Annotated in this window: 25 protein-coding genes; all 25 read left to right on the plus strand. The window is 39.1% G+C overall.

Annotation, left to right across the window (positions count from 1 at the left end; translation table 11 throughout):
- Positions 1-144 precede the first annotated feature (144 nt).
- The gene (locus tag AXY_RS00660; RefSeq protein ID WP_041450061.1) at positions 145-396 is read left to right on the plus strand and encodes a ribosomal L7Ae/L30e/S12e/Gadd45 family protein; all 252 of its coding nucleotides are present in this window, start codon (positions 145-147) and stop codon (positions 394-396) included.
- Positions 397-503: 107 nt separating this feature from the next.
- Positions 504-917 (plus strand): 30S ribosomal protein S12, encoded by a 414-nt coding sequence (gene rpsL, locus AXY_RS00665; protein ID WP_015008857.1) that lies wholly within the window; start codon positions 504-506, stop codon positions 915-917.
- A 37-nt stretch (positions 918-954) separates the two neighbouring features.
- On the plus strand, positions 955-1,425 hold the full coding sequence (rpsG, locus tag AXY_RS00670) for a 30S ribosomal protein S7 (protein ID WP_015008858.1): 471 nt from the start codon (positions 955-957) through the stop codon (positions 1,423-1,425).
- A 90-nt stretch (positions 1,426-1,515) separates the two neighbouring features.
- Entirely contained in the window at positions 1,516-3,594 is a 2,079-nt protein-coding gene (gene fusA, locus AXY_RS00675) for an elongation factor G (protein WP_015008859.1), read from the plus strand.
- 128 nt (positions 3,595-3,722) lie between these two features.
- Positions 3,723-4,913: an elongation factor Tu gene (gene tuf / locus AXY_RS00680; protein WP_015008860.1), complete on the plus strand. Its 1,191-nt coding sequence runs from the start codon at positions 3,723-3,725 to the stop codon at positions 4,911-4,913.
- A 332-nt stretch (positions 4,914-5,245) separates the two neighbouring features.
- Entirely contained in the window at positions 5,246-5,554 is a 309-nt protein-coding gene (gene rpsJ / locus AXY_RS00685; protein WP_015008861.1) for a 30S ribosomal protein S10, read from the plus strand.
- Positions 5,555-5,580: 26 nt separating this feature from the next.
- A complete protein-coding gene (gene rplC / locus AXY_RS00690; RefSeq protein ID WP_015008862.1) occupies positions 5,581-6,213 on the plus strand; it encodes a 50S ribosomal protein L3 in 633 nt (210 codons plus the stop codon).
- 25 nt (positions 6,214-6,238) lie between these two features.
- Complete coding sequence (gene rplD / locus AXY_RS00695; RefSeq protein ID WP_015008863.1) at positions 6,239-6,862, plus strand: 50S ribosomal protein L4; 624 nt, start codon at positions 6,239-6,241, stop codon at positions 6,860-6,862.
- Complete coding sequence (gene rplW / locus AXY_RS00700) at positions 6,862-7,155, plus strand: 50S ribosomal protein L23 (RefSeq protein ID WP_015008864.1); 294 nt, start codon at positions 6,862-6,864, stop codon at positions 7,153-7,155. The genes rplD and rplW overlap by 1 nt, the downstream gene beginning before the upstream one ends.
- A 22-nt stretch (positions 7,156-7,177) precedes the next feature.
- Positions 7,178-8,008, plus strand: a complete 831-nt coding sequence (rplB, locus tag AXY_RS00705; RefSeq protein WP_015008865.1) for a 50S ribosomal protein L2 — start codon at positions 7,178-7,180, stop codon at positions 8,006-8,008.
- Positions 8,009-8,065: 57 nt separating this feature from the next.
- Positions 8,066-8,344, plus strand: coding sequence for a 30S ribosomal protein S19 (rpsS, locus tag AXY_RS00710; RefSeq protein ID WP_015008866.1), 279 nt, complete (start codon positions 8,066-8,068; stop codon positions 8,342-8,344).
- Between the two features lie 20 nt (positions 8,345-8,364).
- The gene (gene rplV / locus AXY_RS00715; RefSeq protein WP_015008867.1) at positions 8,365-8,706 is read left to right on the plus strand and encodes a 50S ribosomal protein L22; all 342 of its coding nucleotides are present in this window, start codon (positions 8,365-8,367) and stop codon (positions 8,704-8,706) included.
- Positions 8,707-8,709: 3 nt separating this feature from the next.
- On the plus strand, positions 8,710-9,351 hold the full coding sequence (gene rpsC, locus AXY_RS00720) for a 30S ribosomal protein S3 (RefSeq protein WP_015008868.1): 642 nt from the start codon (positions 8,710-8,712) through the stop codon (positions 9,349-9,351).
- Positions 9,352-9,369: 18 nt separating this feature from the next.
- Complete coding sequence (gene rplP / locus AXY_RS00725) at positions 9,370-9,804, plus strand: 50S ribosomal protein L16 (RefSeq protein WP_015008869.1); 435 nt, start codon at positions 9,370-9,372, stop codon at positions 9,802-9,804.
- The gene (rpmC, locus tag AXY_RS00730) at positions 9,794-9,994 is read left to right on the plus strand and encodes a 50S ribosomal protein L29 (protein WP_015008870.1); all 201 of its coding nucleotides are present in this window, start codon (positions 9,794-9,796) and stop codon (positions 9,992-9,994) included. Before rplP ends, rpmC begins: the two co-directional genes overlap by 11 nt.
- 26 nt (positions 9,995-10,020) lie before the next feature.
- Positions 10,021-10,284, plus strand: coding sequence for a 30S ribosomal protein S17 (gene rpsQ, locus AXY_RS00735; RefSeq protein WP_015008871.1), 264 nt, complete (start codon positions 10,021-10,023; stop codon positions 10,282-10,284).
- A gap of 53 nt (positions 10,285-10,337) precedes the next feature.
- Complete coding sequence (gene rplN, locus AXY_RS00740) at positions 10,338-10,706, plus strand: 50S ribosomal protein L14 (protein ID WP_015008872.1); 369 nt, start codon at positions 10,338-10,340, stop codon at positions 10,704-10,706.
- A 66-nt stretch (positions 10,707-10,772) separates the two neighbouring features.
- Positions 10,773-11,081, plus strand: a complete 309-nt coding sequence (gene rplX, locus AXY_RS00745) for a 50S ribosomal protein L24 (RefSeq protein ID WP_015008873.1) — start codon at positions 10,773-10,775, stop codon at positions 11,079-11,081.
- 28 nt (positions 11,082-11,109) lie between these two features.
- On the plus strand, positions 11,110-11,649 hold the full coding sequence (rplE, locus tag AXY_RS00750) for a 50S ribosomal protein L5 (RefSeq protein ID WP_015008874.1): 540 nt from the start codon (positions 11,110-11,112) through the stop codon (positions 11,647-11,649).
- A 30-nt stretch (positions 11,650-11,679) separates the two neighbouring features.
- Complete coding sequence (gene rpsN, locus AXY_RS00755) at positions 11,680-11,865, plus strand: 30S ribosomal protein S14 (protein ID WP_015008875.1); 186 nt, start codon at positions 11,680-11,682, stop codon at positions 11,863-11,865.
- A gap of 32 nt (positions 11,866-11,897) precedes the next feature.
- Entirely contained in the window at positions 11,898-12,296 is a 399-nt protein-coding gene (rpsH, locus tag AXY_RS00760) for a 30S ribosomal protein S8 (RefSeq protein ID WP_015008876.1), read from the plus strand.
- A 33-nt stretch (positions 12,297-12,329) separates the two neighbouring features.
- Entirely contained in the window at positions 12,330-12,866 is a 537-nt protein-coding gene (gene rplF / locus AXY_RS00765; protein ID WP_015008877.1) for a 50S ribosomal protein L6, read from the plus strand.
- Between the two features lie 58 nt (positions 12,867-12,924).
- Positions 12,925-13,287, plus strand: coding sequence for a 50S ribosomal protein L18 (gene rplR, locus AXY_RS00770; RefSeq protein WP_015008878.1), 363 nt, complete (start codon positions 12,925-12,927; stop codon positions 13,285-13,287).
- A gap of 21 nt (positions 13,288-13,308) precedes the next feature.
- Complete coding sequence (gene rpsE, locus AXY_RS00775; protein WP_015008879.1) at positions 13,309-13,812, plus strand: 30S ribosomal protein S5; 504 nt, start codon at positions 13,309-13,311, stop codon at positions 13,810-13,812.
- A gap of 13 nt (positions 13,813-13,825) precedes the next feature.
- A complete protein-coding gene (gene rpmD / locus AXY_RS00780) occupies positions 13,826-14,008 on the plus strand; it encodes a 50S ribosomal protein L30 (RefSeq protein WP_015008880.1) in 183 nt (60 codons plus the stop codon).
- The last annotated feature ends 29 nt before the right edge of the window (positions 14,009-14,037 follow it).

Genomic DNA, 14,037 nt, shown 5'->3' on the forward strand with positions numbered 1-14,037 from the left:
CTAATGTAAAATTACCGCTGAATATGTTGTGCCACCCTGTTTAAAAAATGTAAAACATCAATTTTTTTGAGTTGACATCTCATAAATAGGGTGGTACTATATTCAAGGTGCTTCTGTTACTATAGTACTTTGGAGGATATGAAAATGTCTTATGATAAAGTAACACAGGCTAAAGATCGTTTGATTATTGGATTGAAACAAGCAGAAAAAGCAATGAAATCTGGTAAAGCTAGAGAAATTGTTTTAGCTGCAGATATCGACTCACATATAAAGGTTAGATTAGTTAACCTTGCAGAAGAGTTAAACATACCGTATGAGATGGTTGACTCTAAGAAACGACTTGGTAAAGCGTGTGGAATAGAAGTAGGAACAGCGGTAGTAGCAATAAGGCAGTAAAGTTTTGATAAATGATTAATTCGTTTATGAAAACTTTGTTTTTTGCTTTTAAAATGAACCACCTGGATGTGTGGTATTAGAAAAAGAAGATGGAAGGAGGAAAACAAATGCCAACAATTAACCAACTTGTTCGTAAAGGACGCGTTAGTAAAACAAAAGGTTCTGACTCACCAGCGTTAGGAAAAGGCTATAACAGCTTTAAGAAATCTTTAACTAACACAGCTTCTCCTCAAAAACGAGGTGTATGTACTCGTGTTGGAACATTGACACCTAAGAAACCTAACTCTGCGTTACGTAAATATGCTCGTGTTCGTTTAACAAACGGAATTGAAGTTACTGCATATATCCCTGGAATTGGCCACAACCTACAAGAACACAGTGTTGTACTTATCCGTGGCGGTCGTGTTAAAGACTTACCGGGTGTACGCTACCACATCGTTCGTGGTGCATTAGACACTGCAGGAGTTGAAGGTCGTATGCAAGGTCGTTCTAAATATGGTGCTAAACGCCCTAAAAACTAAAAAATCTTGATTGAAATTAAGGAAAGGAGGTTAGACTATGCCACGTAAAGGTCCAGTAGCTAAACGTGATGTCTTACCAGATCCGTTATACAACTCAAAGCTTGTAACTCGCCTTATTAACCAAATTATGGTTGATGGTAAACGAGGAAAAGCTCAAAAAATTCTATATCGCGCGTTTGAATTAGTAGAAGAACGTAGCGGTCAACCAGCTATCGAAGTATTCGAACAAGCAATGAAAAATGTTATGCCTGTATTAGAGGTGCGCGCTCGTCGTGTGGGTGGTTCAAACTATCAAGTACCTGTTGAAGTACGCCCAGATCGTCGTCAAGCATTAGGACTTCGTTACATTGTTAACTACTCTCGCTTACGCGGAGAAAAGACAATGGAAGAACGTCTTGCTAATGAAATTTTAGACGCATCTAAAAACACAGGTGCAGCAGTTAAGAAACGTGAAGATTTACACAAAATGGCGGAAGCAAACAAAGCATTTGCTCACTACCGTTGGTAAGATTAGATTCATTCATTGCAATGAATTTAGTATAGAAGCTTGCTAAAACACACTAACAAATTGACTAATTAGAAGGAAGGAGAAAGAATTATGGCTAGAGAGTTCTCCTTGGAGAAAACGCGTAATATCGGTATCATGGCTCACATCGATGCTGGTAAAACGACCACAACTGAGCGTATCTTGTTTTACACTGGTAAAATCCATAAAGTTGGTGAAACACACGAAGGTGCATCAACAATGGACTGGATGGAACAAGAGCAAGAGCGTGGAATTACAATTACATCTGCTGCAACAACTGCTCAATGGAAAGGTCATAGAATCAACATCATTGATACACCAGGACACGTGGACTTCACTGTTGAAGTTGAGCGATCATTACGTGTATTAGATGGTGCGGTTACAGTATTAGATGCTCAATCAGGTGTTGAGCCACAAACTGAAACTGTATGGCGTCAAGCAACAACTTACGGTGTACCAAGAATCGTATTCATTAACAAAATGGATAAGACAGGTGCTGACTTTGAGTATGCGGTTAGCACATTACATGAACGCTTAGGCGCAAATGTTCACCCTGTACAATATCCAATTGGTGCTGAAGATCAGTTCGAAGGAATTATCGACCTGATTGAAATGAAAGCATATTACTATGAAGATGACTTAGGTACAGTTACTGATGCTAGAGAAATCCCTGCAGAATTAGCAGATAAAGCAGAAGAACTACGCACAAATCTTATTGAAGCTGTTGCAGAATTAGATGAAGATCTAATGATGCGTTATCTAGAAGGCGAAGAGGTTTCAAACGAAGAACTTCGTCAAGCAGTACGTACAGCTACTTTAAGTGTAGAGTTCTACCCAGCATTCTGTGGTTCAGCATTTAAAAACAAAGGTGTACAGTTATTAATTGACGGAGTTGTTGACTATTTACCAGCTCCAACTGACGTACCAGCAATCCAAGGTATCGTACCTGGAACAGAGGAAGAAGTAACAAGAGAAACGGGTGATGACCAGCCATTCTCAGCATTAGCTTTTAAAGTCATGACTGACCCATTCGTTGGTAAATTAACATTCTTCCGTGTATATTCTGGAACACTTAAATCAGGATCATATGTTCAAAACTCAACAAAAGGTAAGAGAGAAAGAATTGGACGTATCCTACAAATGCACGCAAACTCACGAGAAGAAATTAGTGAAGTATACTCAGGAGATATTGCAAGTGCAGTTGGATTAAAAGATACATCTACTGGGGACACATTATGTGATGAGAAGCATTTAGTTATTCTTGAATCAATGGAATTCCCAGAGCCAGTTATCTCTGTTGCTATCGAGCCTAAATCTAAAGCTGACCAAGACAAGATGTCTATCGCTTTAGGTAAACTTGCTGAAGAAGACCCAACTTTCAAAACTGAAACAAACGCAGAAACTGGTCAAACGATCATTTCTGGTATGGGTGAACTTCACCTTGACGTTATTGTTGATCGTTTGAGACGTGAATTTAAAGTTGATGCTAATGTTGGTGCACCACAAGTTTCATACCGTGAAACATTCCGTGCATCTGCAGAAGTTGAAGGTAAATTCGTTCGTCAATCAGGTGGTCGTGGACAATACGGTCACGTTTGGATCAAATTCGAACCAAACGAAGAAGGAAAAGGATTCGAATTTGTTAATAATATTGTCGGTGGGGTTGTTCCTCGTGAATACATTCCTTCTGTTGAAGCAGGAATTAAAGAATCGATGGAAAACGGTGTTCTTGCTGGATACCCACTTATCGACGTTAAAGCAACACTATTTGATGGTAGCTACCACGATGTTGACTCTAACGAGACAGCGTTTAGAGTTGCTGCATCATACGCATTGAGAAATGCTAAGAGCAAGTGTAACCCAGTTCTACTTGAGCCAATGATGAAAGTAGAAGTTGTAATTCCTGAAGAATACATGGGTGACATCATGGGTGATATTACATCTCGTCGTGGACGCGTTGACGGTATGGAAGCACGTGGAAACGCACAAGTTGTTAGCGCCTTTGTACCACTTGCGGAAATGTTTGGATATGCAACAGCGTTACGTTCAAATACTCAAGGACGTGGAACATATACAATGTTCTTCGATCACTACGAAGAAGTGCCTAAGAGTATTGCAGAAGAAATTATTTCGAAAAACGCTGGTCAGTAATTGATTTTCAACTAAATTTAGAGTATAACTTGTATTGAAAGCTTAGTGATAAGTCAGTATAATGAAGCTAAGTTTAAGTACATGTAATAAAAAAACAACTTTTATTTATTTAAAGGAGGAACTATATAATGGCTAAAGAAAAATTTGACCGTTCGAAAGAACACGTTAACGTTGGTACATTAGGCCACGTTGACCACGGTAAAACAACATTAACTGCTGCTATTACTACTGTAATGGCTAAAAGAAATGGTGACGGTACTGCAATGGGTTACGACCAAATTGACGGTGCTCCAGAAGAAAAAGAGCGTGGAATTACAATTTCTACTTCACACGTTGAATATGAAACTGAAACTCGTCACTACGCACACGTAGACTGCCCAGGTCACGCTGACTACGTTAAAAACATGATCACTGGTGCTGCTCAAATGGACGGAGCGATCTTAGTTGTATCTGCAGCTGACGGTCCAATGCCACAAACTCGTGAGCACATCTTACTTTCACGTAACGTAGGTGTTCCTGCTTTCGTAGTATTCTTAAACAAAGCAGACATGGTTGACGACGAAGAATTATTAGAATTAGTAGAAATGGAAGTTCGTGATCTATTATCAGAATACGATTTCCCAGGTGATGACGTTCCAGTTATTACAGGTTCTGCTCTTAGAGCTCTTGAGGGAGACCCAGAGTACGAAGAGAAGATTGTTGAATTAATGGCTGCTGTTGACGAGTATATCCCAACACCAGAACGTGACACTGACAAACCATTCATGATGCCAGTTGAGGACGTATTCTCAATCACTGGTCGTGGTACTGTTGCTACAGGACGTGTTGAGCGTGGACAAGTTAAAGTTGGCGACGAAGTTGAAATCGTTGGTTTAGCTGAAGCTCCATCAAAAACAACTGTAACAGGTGTTGAAATGTTCCGTAAGCTTCTTGATTATGCTGAAGCTGGTGATAACATTGGTGCACTATTACGTGGTGTTGCACGTGAAGAAATCAACCGTGGTCAAGTTCTTGCAAAGCCAGGCACAATTACACCACACACAAACTTCAAAGCTGAAGTTTACGTATTATCAAAAGAAGAAGGTGGACGTCACACTCCATTCTTCGATAACTACCGTCCACAATTCTACTTCCGTACAACGGACGTAACAGGAATTGTTAGACTTCCAGAAGGCGTAGAAATGGTTATGCCTGGAGATAACGTAGAAATGACAGTTGAACTTATTTCACCAGTTGCGATTGAAGAAGGAACACGTTTCTCAATCCGTGAAGGTGGCCGTACAGTAGGTTCAGGCGTTGTATCTTCTATCCAAAAATAATTAAATTATCAATAGAGCAACGATTAATGTCGTTGCTCTATTTTTACTGTAAGTACATTGAATGAATAGCCTTAAAATTAGTCAAATACAAGAATTAAGGTCTGTTTTTATCGAAAATAGTAATTCAATAGATTTTTAAGTGAAAATGATAAAAAACTTTCTAATAAACCTTGCATTCGGTAGCTCTTTTCTGTATAATGTCTAATGTTGGTCAGAAAGGCGATGAAGCGAAAGGTTGTTGGCACACCCGGCCCCTTTGCCATGGGAGGGAGCTAAGAAAATTTTCGCGGAGAATGTCTATTATTTTAAATGGGCGAAAAGGAGGGAACATTATGGCAAAAGAAAAAATCAGAATTCGTTTGAAAGCATATGATCACAGAATTTTAGATCAATCAGCAGAGAAAATTGTCAATACTGCAAAGCGTTCGGGAGCAGGGGTATCAGGACCGGTTCCATTACCGACTGAAAAGTCAATTTACACAGTATTGCGTGCGGTACACAAGTACAAAGACTCTCGTGAGCAATTTGAAATGCGTACACACAAACGTCTAATCGATATTTTAAACCCTACACCAAAAACGGTTGATGCGCTTATGCGTTTAGATTTACCGTCAGGCGTAGATATTGAAATTAAACTATAATATGAATTTATCAGGAGGTGTAACGGATGACGAAAGGAATCTTAGGTCGTAAAGTCGGCATGACACAAATTTTCACTGAACAAGGTGAACTTATTCCAGTAACAGTAGTTCAAGCTGAACCAAACGTAGTTTTACAAAAGAAAACGATGGAAAATGACGGCTATGAAGCGATTCAAGTAGGATTTGCTGACAAGAAAGAAGTTAGAGCAAACAAACCAGCTAAAGGACATGCTGCAAAAGCGAACACTAATCCTAAGCGCTTCATTCGTGAATTCCGTAACGTTAAGTTAGACGACTATGAAGTAGGTCAAGAACTTAGCGTAGAGGTTTTCAGTGCAGGAGATGTAGTTGATGTAACAGGAGTCTCAAAAGGGAAAGGATTCCAAGGTTCAATCAAACGACATAACCAAGCTCGTGGACCAATGAGCCACGGTTCACGTTATCATAGAGGCCCAGGTTCAATGGGTGCATCAGCAGAACCAGCGCGTGTAATGAAAGGTAAGAAATTACCAGGTCGTATGGGTGGCGAGACAACAACAATTCAAAACTTAGAAATTGTTAAAGTTGACGCTGAACGTAACTTATTACTTATTAAAGGTAACGTTCCAGGACCAAGAAAATCATTCGTAAAAGTTACGAGTGCAGTAAAGGCTAACTAAATATTAGTTGAAGGGAGGATATGTCATGCCTAAATTAGCACTATATAACCAAAGTGGATCGCAAGTAGGCGATATTGAATTAAATGATGCGGTATTCGGCATTGAGCCAAACACTCACGTTTTACATGATGCGGTTGTAATGCAACAAGCTTCAAAACGTCAAGGTACTCATGCTGTTAAAAACCGTTCAGCTGTAAGTGGCGGTGGTCGTAAACCATGGCGTCAAAAAGGAACAGGTCGTGCACGTCAAGGATCAATTCGTTCACCACAATGGGTAGGCGGTGGTGTTGTATTTGGACCGACTCCACGTTCTTACGCATATAAATTACCGAAAAAAGTTCGTCGTTTAGCTCTTAGATCAGCACTTTCTACAAAAGTGAAAGAAGAAAGCTTGACAGTATTAGAAGGGTTAACAATTGAAGTTCCAAAAACTAAAGAGATTATTAAGTTACTAGCAGCACTTAATATAAATGAAAAAGCATTAATTGTGACAAATCAAAAAGACGAAGTTGTAGCGAAAAGCGCAAGCAACCTACAAAACGTTAAAGTTCTACACGCAAGCCAAATCAACACATTGGATATTCTTGCATATGACAGAATGATTATCACAAAAGATGCAGCCGAATCAATAGGGGAGGTGCTTGCATAATGAAAAACTCTCGTGATATTATTAAGCGCCCTGTTATTACTGAGCATACAGCTGACCTTATGGCGGATAAGAAATATACTTTCGAAGTAAGCAAGAACGCTAATAAGACTGAAATCAAAGCAGCTGTTGAAGAGATTTTTGGTGTGAAAGTTGTAAAAGTTAATACAGCTAACATTAAAGGTAAGCTTAAGCGAATGGGTCGTCACAGTGGTTATAGATCTGATCGCAAGAAAGCTATTGTGCAATTGTCAGAAGACAGTAAAGAACTTGATTTCTTTGAAAGCATTGATTAAGTTATAAAAGGAGGGAAAACAGATGGCGATTAAAAAGTATAAAGCAACTTCTAATGGTCGACGTAACATGTCAGGTTTAACTTTTAGCGAAATTACAACTGACAAACCAGAGAAGTCGTTATTAGAACCAATTAAAAAGCAAGCAGGTCGTAACAACCAAGGTAGAATTACAGTTCGTCATCAAGGCGGTGGACACAAGCGTCAATACCGTGTGATCGATTTTAAACGTAACAAAGACGGTATACCAGGCCGCGTTGCTACTATAGAATATGATCCGAACCGTACAGCTAACATTGCTTTAATTAACTATGTTGACGGTGAGAAACGTTATATTTTAGCACCAAAAGGTATCCAAGTTGGACAAGAAATTTACTCAGGTGAAGATGCTGATATTAAAGTAGGTAATGCATTACCACTTAGAAATATCCCTGTAGGTACTACAATTCATAATATTGAACTTAAACCAGGTAGAGGCGGACAATTAGCACGTTCTGCTGGGGCTGAAGCGCAAATCTTAGGCCGTGAAGAAAAATATGTTCTTGTACGTCTTGCTTCAGGCGAAGTTCGTCAAATTTTAGGTACTTGCCGTGCGACAATCGGTCAAGTTGGAAATATTGAAAATGAATTGATCCGTTCAGGTAAAGCAGGTCGCTCACGTTGGAAAGGTATCCGCCCAACTGTTCGTGGTTCTGTTATGAACCCAGTTGATCACCCGCACGGTGGTGGTGAAGGTCGTACACCGATCGGACGTAAATCACCTGTTACGCCATGGGGTAAACCGACACTTGGCATGAAGACGCGTAAGCGTAATAAAGCATCAAATAAATATATTGTACGTTCACGTAAAAAATAATGCGATTGTAAGGCGGGTATTTGAACCCGTCAAGCAATCACGGGAGGAGGTTAATGTATGGGTCGTAGTTTAAAAAAGGGACCTTTCGTAGACGATCACTTAATGAAAAAAGTGGAAATGTTAAACGAGGAGAACAAAAAGCAAGTCGTTAGAACATGGTCACGTCGCTCTACAATTTTCCCTAATTTTGTTGGCCATACGATAGCCGTCTATGATGGACGCAAGCATGTGCCAGTATATATTACAGAAGACATGGTAGGACATAAATTAGGAGAATTCGCACCAACACGTCTATTTAAAGGACACGCGGGCGATGATAAGAATACTAAACGTTAATATGAGAGGAGGCGCTCTTAATGCAAGCTAAAGCTGTTGCAAAAACTGTTAGAATTGCTCCTCGCAAAGTTCGATTGGTCGTTGATTTAATTCGAGGTAAAAACGTTGGAGAAGCAATTGCTATTTTAAAACATACACAACGTGGCGCTAGCGCTGTTGTTGAAAAAGTATTAAACTCTGCGATCGCAAATGCGGAGCACAATTATGACATGGACGTTAACAATCTTTATGTGTCAGAAGCTTATGTAAATGAAGGTGTTACACTAAAAAGATTTCGTCCACGTGCACAAGGTCGTGCAAGTCAAATTAATAAAAGAACTAGCCACATCACAGTGGTTGTATCAGAAAAGAAGGAGGGATAATCTGTGGGTCAAAAAGTTAATCCAATAGGTTTCCGTGTTGGCGTTATCCGTGATTGGGAATCAAGATGGTATGCTGGCAAAGATTATGCAGACTTATTGCATGAAGATATTAAGATTCGTGAATATATTGAAGATAAATTAAAAGATGCTGCTGTTTCTAAAATCGAGATTGAACGTGCGGCTAACCGCGTTAACGTTTCAATTTCAACAGCTAAACCAGGGATGGTTATTGGTAGAGGTGGATCAGAAGTAGAAGCACTTCGTACTGCACTAAACAACCTAACTGGTAAAAAAGTACACATCAATATTGTTGAGATCAAGAGACCAGATATTGATGCAAAATTAGTTGCTGAAAATATCGCTCGTCAATTAGAAAACCGCATCTCATTCCGTCGTGCACAAAAACAAGTGATTCAACGTGCGATGAGAGCAGGAGCTAAAGGTATCCGTACACAAGTATCTGGCCGTCTAAATGGTGCAGATATGGCTCGTTCAGAAAGTTATAGTGAAGGAACAGTACCACTACACACACTACGTGCTGATATTGATTATGCACACGCAGAAGCTGACACAACGTTCGGTAAGCTAGGTGTTAAAGTGTGGATTTATCGTGGAGAGGTCCTTCCAACTAAAAAAGATAATTAAGGGAAGGGGGCACAACTTATGTTAATGCCTAAACGTGTTAAGTATCGTAGACAACATCGTGCACATTTAAGTGGTAAAGCAAAAGGTGGAACAGAAGTAGCATTCGGAGATTTCGGAATTAAAGCTGTTGAACCTGCATGGATTACAAGCCGTCAAATCGAGGCTGCCCGTATCGCAATGACTCGTTATATGAAACGTGGTGGAAAGGTTTGGATTAAGATTTTCCCAGATAAACCTTATACAAAGAAACCATTAGAAGTGCGAATGGGATCTGGTAAAGGTGCTCCTGAAGGATGGGTAGCAGTAGTAAAACCAGGTAAAGTATTATTTGAAGTTGGGGGCGTTTCAGAAGAAATCGCTAGAGAAGCTCTTCGTTTAGCTGCTCACAAACTCCCAATCAAAACGAAATTTGTAAAACGCGAAGAAATTGGTGGTGAAATCAATGAAGGCTAATGAAATTAGAGAACTAACCACTGCCGAAATTGAACAAAAAGTACAATCATTAAAAGAAGAGCTTTTCAACTTGCGTTTTCAGTTAGCAACTGGCCAATTAGAAAACACTGCACACTTACGTGAAGTGCGTAAATCAATTGCTCGGATGAAAACTGTTGTACGCGAGAGAGAGCTTAGCGCTAATAACTAGTAAACAAGAGAGGAGGTTAGCCTCAAATGACAGAACGTAATAATCGTAAAGTATACACAGGACGTGTTTTCTCAGATAAGATGGATAAAACGATCACTGTAGTTGTTGAAACGTACAAATTCCATCCTCTTTACGGGAAACGTGTTAAATATACAAAGAAATTTAAAGCTCATGATGAGAACAACCAAGCTAAAATCGGAGATATCGTGAAGATTATGGAAGTTCGTCCATTATCAAAAACGAAAAGATTTAGACTTGTAGAAATTATCGAAGAAGCTGTAATTGTTTAATTCAAATTGTAAAAGTTCGCTCGGGATAGATTCCGAAGGGAGGTAACATCGATATGATTCAACAAGAAACTTATTTAAAAGTTGCAGATAACTCAGGTGCGCGTGAAGTTCAAACAATTAAAGTATTGGGCGGAACAGGCCGTAAAACTGCTAACATTGGTGATGTAATCGTATGTTCAGTGAAACAAGCAACACCTGGTGGCGTTGTCAAAAAAGGTGAAGTTGTGAGAGCTGTAATCGTACGTACGAAGACAGGAGTCCGTCGTAAAGATGGTTCATATATCCGTTTTGACGAAAATGCAGCGGTAATTATCCGTGAAGATAAAAGCCCTAGAGGGACACGTATCTTTGGTCCAGTAGCACGTGAACTACGTGATGCTAAATTTATGAAGATTATTTCATTAGCACCAGAGGTATTATAATTTTTAAGTGTGAGAGCTTAAAAAAATCAGATTTTAATGGAAGCCTTGTAAGGAGGTGCGTCGAGCATGCATGTAAAAAAAGGTGATAAAGTTAAAGTATTAACAGGTAAAGATAAAGGTAAAGAGGGCAAAATTCTTGCTGTATATCCTAAAAAAGAACGTGTTCTTGTTGAAGGTGTAAATATCGTTAAGAAACACCAAAAACCTTCTCAAGATAATCCACAAGGTGGAATTCTTGAACAAGAAGCACCAATTCATGTTTCTAATGTATTACCAATTGATCCGAAGACTGGTGAACCAACTCGCGTAGGATATGAAGTTCGTGATGGAAAGAAAGTTCGTATCGCTAAAAAGTCCGGAGAAGCATTAGATTAATCTTAGCGATGAAAGGAGGGCTACTCAGATGAACGAGTTGAAAGTAAAATATAATGAAGAAATCGTTAAATCATTAGTAGAAAAATTTAATTATGATTCAGTAATGCAAGCACCTAAAGTTGAAAAAATCGTTATTAATATGGGTGTAGGTGATGCCGTTCAAAACGCAAAAGTTTTAGATAGTGCGGTAGAAGAACTCGGCTTGATTTCAGGTCAAAAACCTTTAATCACAAGAGCAAGAAAGTCAATTGCAGGTTTCCGTTTGCGTGAAGGCATGCCAATCGGTGCGAAAGTAACCCTTCGTGGGGAGCGCATGTATGAATTCTTACAAAAATTAATTCATGTATCACTTCCACGTGTACGAGATTTTCGTGGTATTTCAAATAAAGCATTTGATGGTCGTGGCAATTACACGTTAGGTATAAAAGAACAATTGATTTTCCCGGAAGTAGACTATGACTTAGTAAGTAAAGTTCGCGGATTAGACATCGTTATTGTTACAACAGCTAACACTGACGAAGAAGCTCGTGAACTATTAACTCAACTAGGCATGCCTTTCCAAAAATAAGCCTGACAGCTAATATAAGGAGGGAAAATAGTGGCTAAAAAATCGATGATTGCAAAACAGAAACGGACTAAGAAATTTAAAGTACAAGAATACACACGTTGTGAACGTTGTGGTCGTCCACACTCTGTATTACGTAAATTTAAACTTTGCCGAATTTGCTTCCGAGAACTTGCCTATAAAGGTCAAATTCCTGGTGTTAAAAAAGCAAGCTGGTAAACCCCGAAATAGGGAAAGGAGGTATTTTATAAATGGTTATGACAGATCCAATTGCAGATATGCTAACACGTATTCGTAATGCAAATAAGGCTCGCCATGAGAAGCTAGAGATTCCTGCATCTAACGTTAAAAAGGAGATCGCTGAAATCTTAAAGCGCGAGGGCTTTATTCGTGATTATGAATTCGTTGAAGATAATAAACAAGGTGTTTTACGTGTTTTCCTTAAGTATGGTGTAAATGAACAACATGTAATTACTGGTCTGAAAAGAATTAGTAAGCCAGGACTACGTGTATATGTAAAAGCTGATGAAATACCACGTGTACTTAACGGTTTAGGTATTGCGATTATATCAACATCTAAAGGAATCCTTTCAGATAAAGAAGCTCGCGAACAAACAGTTGGTGGCGAGGTATTGGCATACGTTTGGTAATAGATTTATTTTAAGATAGGAGGTGCCATGCAAATGTCACGTATTGGTCTTAAGGTTATTGAAATCCCTGAAGGCGTTGAAGTCAAAAATGACAACAACTTGCTAACTGTTAAAGGCCCTAAAGGCGAATTAACACAGCAATTTCATGAGGATATGAAAATTAATGTAGAAGGTAACGAATTGACGGTTGAAAGACCGAATGATAGCAAGCTAAATAAATCTCTACACGGTACAACTAGAAGTTTAATCTTCAACATGGTTGAAGGTGTTTCTAAAGGGTTCGAGAAAGCATTAGAAATTCAAGGTGTTGGTTACCGTGCACAAAAACAAGGTAACAAACTAGTTGTGAACGCTGGATATTCTCACCCAGTAGAGATTGAACAGCCAGAAGGTATTGAGATTGAAGTACCAACTAACACAAAGATCATTGTTAAAGGAATTGACAAAGAACTTGTTGGTGCAATCAGCTCTAAGATTCGCGCAATTCGTAAACCAGAGCCTTACAAAGGTAAAGGTATTCGCTACGAAGGTGAATATGTACGTCGTAAAGAAGGTAAGACAGCTAAGTAAAGCTAGTTAGCCTCAAATTGTAAAGTCGTTTAGTTCGAGACAGAAAGGAGAGACCAAGATGATCAGAAAACTTGATAAAAATGTTGTGCGTAAAAAGAGACATCTACGTGTTCGTAAAAACTTGTTTGGTACTGAAGAACGTCCACGCTTAAACGTATTCCGTTCAAACAAACACATTTACGCGCAATTAATCGATGACATCAATGGTAAAACTTTAGCAAGTGCATCTACAGTTGATAAAGAATACACTGAGAAATTCACTGGAAATATTGATGCCGCTAAACTTGTTGGAGAATTAATTGCAAAACGTGCGTTAGATAAAGGTTACAAGACTGTGGTTTTTGATCGTGGAGGATATTTATACCACGGACGTGTAAAAACTCTAGCAGATGCTGCCCGTGAGGCGGGTCTTGAATTTTAATTATAGAAGGAGGGACACATTTTGCGTTTAGAAATCGATCCGAATAAATTAGATTTAGAAGAACGAGTAGTTACAATTAACCGTGTAACTAAAGTTGCTAAAGGTGGACGTACGTTCCGTTTTGCTGCACTTGTTGTTGTAGGCGATAAAAACGGTCATGTAGGTCTTGGTACTGGTAAAGCACAAGAAGTACCTGAAGCAATTAGAAAAGCAGTAGACAATGCGAAGAAAAACTTAATTAAAGTACCACTTGTTGGAACTACAATTCCACACGAAGTAACTGGTCGTTTCGGTGCAGGTACAATCTTAATTAAACCAGCAGTAGAAGGTACTGGGGTTATCGCAGGTGGACCAGTTCGTGCCGTACTTGAATTAGCTGGAATTGGTGATATTTTATCTAAGTCATTAGGTTCTAACACACCAATTAACGTTGTTCGCGCAACAATTCAAGGTTTAAGTGAACTTAGACCAGCAGAAGAAATAGCAAAACTACGTGGTAAAACAGTAGATGAATTGTTAGGATAAGGAGGGAAATCAAATGGCTAATAAGTTAGAAATTACCCTCGTGCGCAGTGTTATAGGCAGAACGGAAACTCAAAAACAAACAGTTAAAGCCTTAGGATTAAACAAAATTAATCAATCCGTTGTATGTGACGATACACCTTCGGTAAGAGGGATCATTAATAAAGTATCACATTTAGTATCGGTTAAAGAATTGTAATTATCATAGCGCAAAGAGGAGGTGCTCGC

The sequence above is a fragment of the Amphibacillus xylanus NBRC 15112 genome (assembly GCF_000307165.1).
Taxonomy (GTDB): domain Bacteria; phylum Bacillota; class Bacilli; order Bacillales; family Amphibacillaceae; genus Amphibacillus; species Amphibacillus xylanus.

What these genes read in the sequence shown, in the direction of transcription:
- AXY_RS00660 (WP_041450061.1), top strand. Translation starts at nt 145, where the DNA reads ATGTCTTATGATAAAGTAACACAGGCTAAAGATCGTTTGATTATTGGA.
- rpsL (WP_015008857.1), top strand. Translation starts at nt 504, where the DNA reads ATGCCAACAATTAACCAACTTGTTCGTAAAGGACGCGTTAGTAAAACA.
- rpsG (WP_015008858.1), top strand. Translation starts at nt 955, where the DNA reads ATGCCACGTAAAGGTCCAGTAGCTAAACGTGATGTCTTACCAGATCCG.
- fusA (WP_015008859.1), top strand. Translation starts at nt 1,516, where the DNA reads ATGGCTAGAGAGTTCTCCTTGGAGAAAACGCGTAATATCGGTATCATG.
- tuf (WP_015008860.1), top strand. Translation starts at nt 3,723, where the DNA reads ATGGCTAAAGAAAAATTTGACCGTTCGAAAGAACACGTTAACGTTGGT.
- rpsJ (WP_015008861.1), top strand. Translation starts at nt 5,246, where the DNA reads ATGGCAAAAGAAAAAATCAGAATTCGTTTGAAAGCATATGATCACAGA.
- rplC (WP_015008862.1), top strand. Translation starts at nt 5,581, where the DNA reads ATGACGAAAGGAATCTTAGGTCGTAAAGTCGGCATGACACAAATTTTC.
- rplD (WP_015008863.1), top strand. Translation starts at nt 6,239, where the DNA reads ATGCCTAAATTAGCACTATATAACCAAAGTGGATCGCAAGTAGGCGAT.
- rplW (WP_015008864.1), top strand. Translation starts at nt 6,862, where the DNA reads ATGAAAAACTCTCGTGATATTATTAAGCGCCCTGTTATTACTGAGCAT.
- rplB (WP_015008865.1), top strand. Translation starts at nt 7,178, where the DNA reads ATGGCGATTAAAAAGTATAAAGCAACTTCTAATGGTCGACGTAACATG.
- rpsS (WP_015008866.1), top strand. Translation starts at nt 8,066, where the DNA reads ATGGGTCGTAGTTTAAAAAAGGGACCTTTCGTAGACGATCACTTAATG.
- rplV (WP_015008867.1), top strand. Translation starts at nt 8,365, where the DNA reads ATGCAAGCTAAAGCTGTTGCAAAAACTGTTAGAATTGCTCCTCGCAAA.
- rplP (WP_015008869.1), top strand. Translation starts at nt 9,370, where the DNA reads ATGTTAATGCCTAAACGTGTTAAGTATCGTAGACAACATCGTGCACAT.
- rpmC (WP_015008870.1), top strand. Translation starts at nt 9,794, where the DNA reads ATGAAGGCTAATGAAATTAGAGAACTAACCACTGCCGAAATTGAACAA.
- rpsQ (WP_015008871.1), top strand. Translation starts at nt 10,021, where the DNA reads ATGACAGAACGTAATAATCGTAAAGTATACACAGGACGTGTTTTCTCA.
- rplN (WP_015008872.1), top strand. Translation starts at nt 10,338, where the DNA reads ATGATTCAACAAGAAACTTATTTAAAAGTTGCAGATAACTCAGGTGCG.
- rplX (WP_015008873.1), top strand. Translation starts at nt 10,773, where the DNA reads ATGCATGTAAAAAAAGGTGATAAAGTTAAAGTATTAACAGGTAAAGAT.
- rplE (WP_015008874.1), top strand. Translation starts at nt 11,110, where the DNA reads ATGAACGAGTTGAAAGTAAAATATAATGAAGAAATCGTTAAATCATTA.
- rpsH (WP_015008876.1), top strand. Translation starts at nt 11,898, where the DNA reads ATGGTTATGACAGATCCAATTGCAGATATGCTAACACGTATTCGTAAT.
- rplF (WP_015008877.1), top strand. Translation starts at nt 12,330, where the DNA reads ATGTCACGTATTGGTCTTAAGGTTATTGAAATCCCTGAAGGCGTTGAA.
- rplR (WP_015008878.1), top strand. Translation starts at nt 12,925, where the DNA reads ATGATCAGAAAACTTGATAAAAATGTTGTGCGTAAAAAGAGACATCTA.
- rpmD (WP_015008880.1), top strand. Translation starts at nt 13,826, where the DNA reads ATGGCTAATAAGTTAGAAATTACCCTCGTGCGCAGTGTTATAGGCAGA.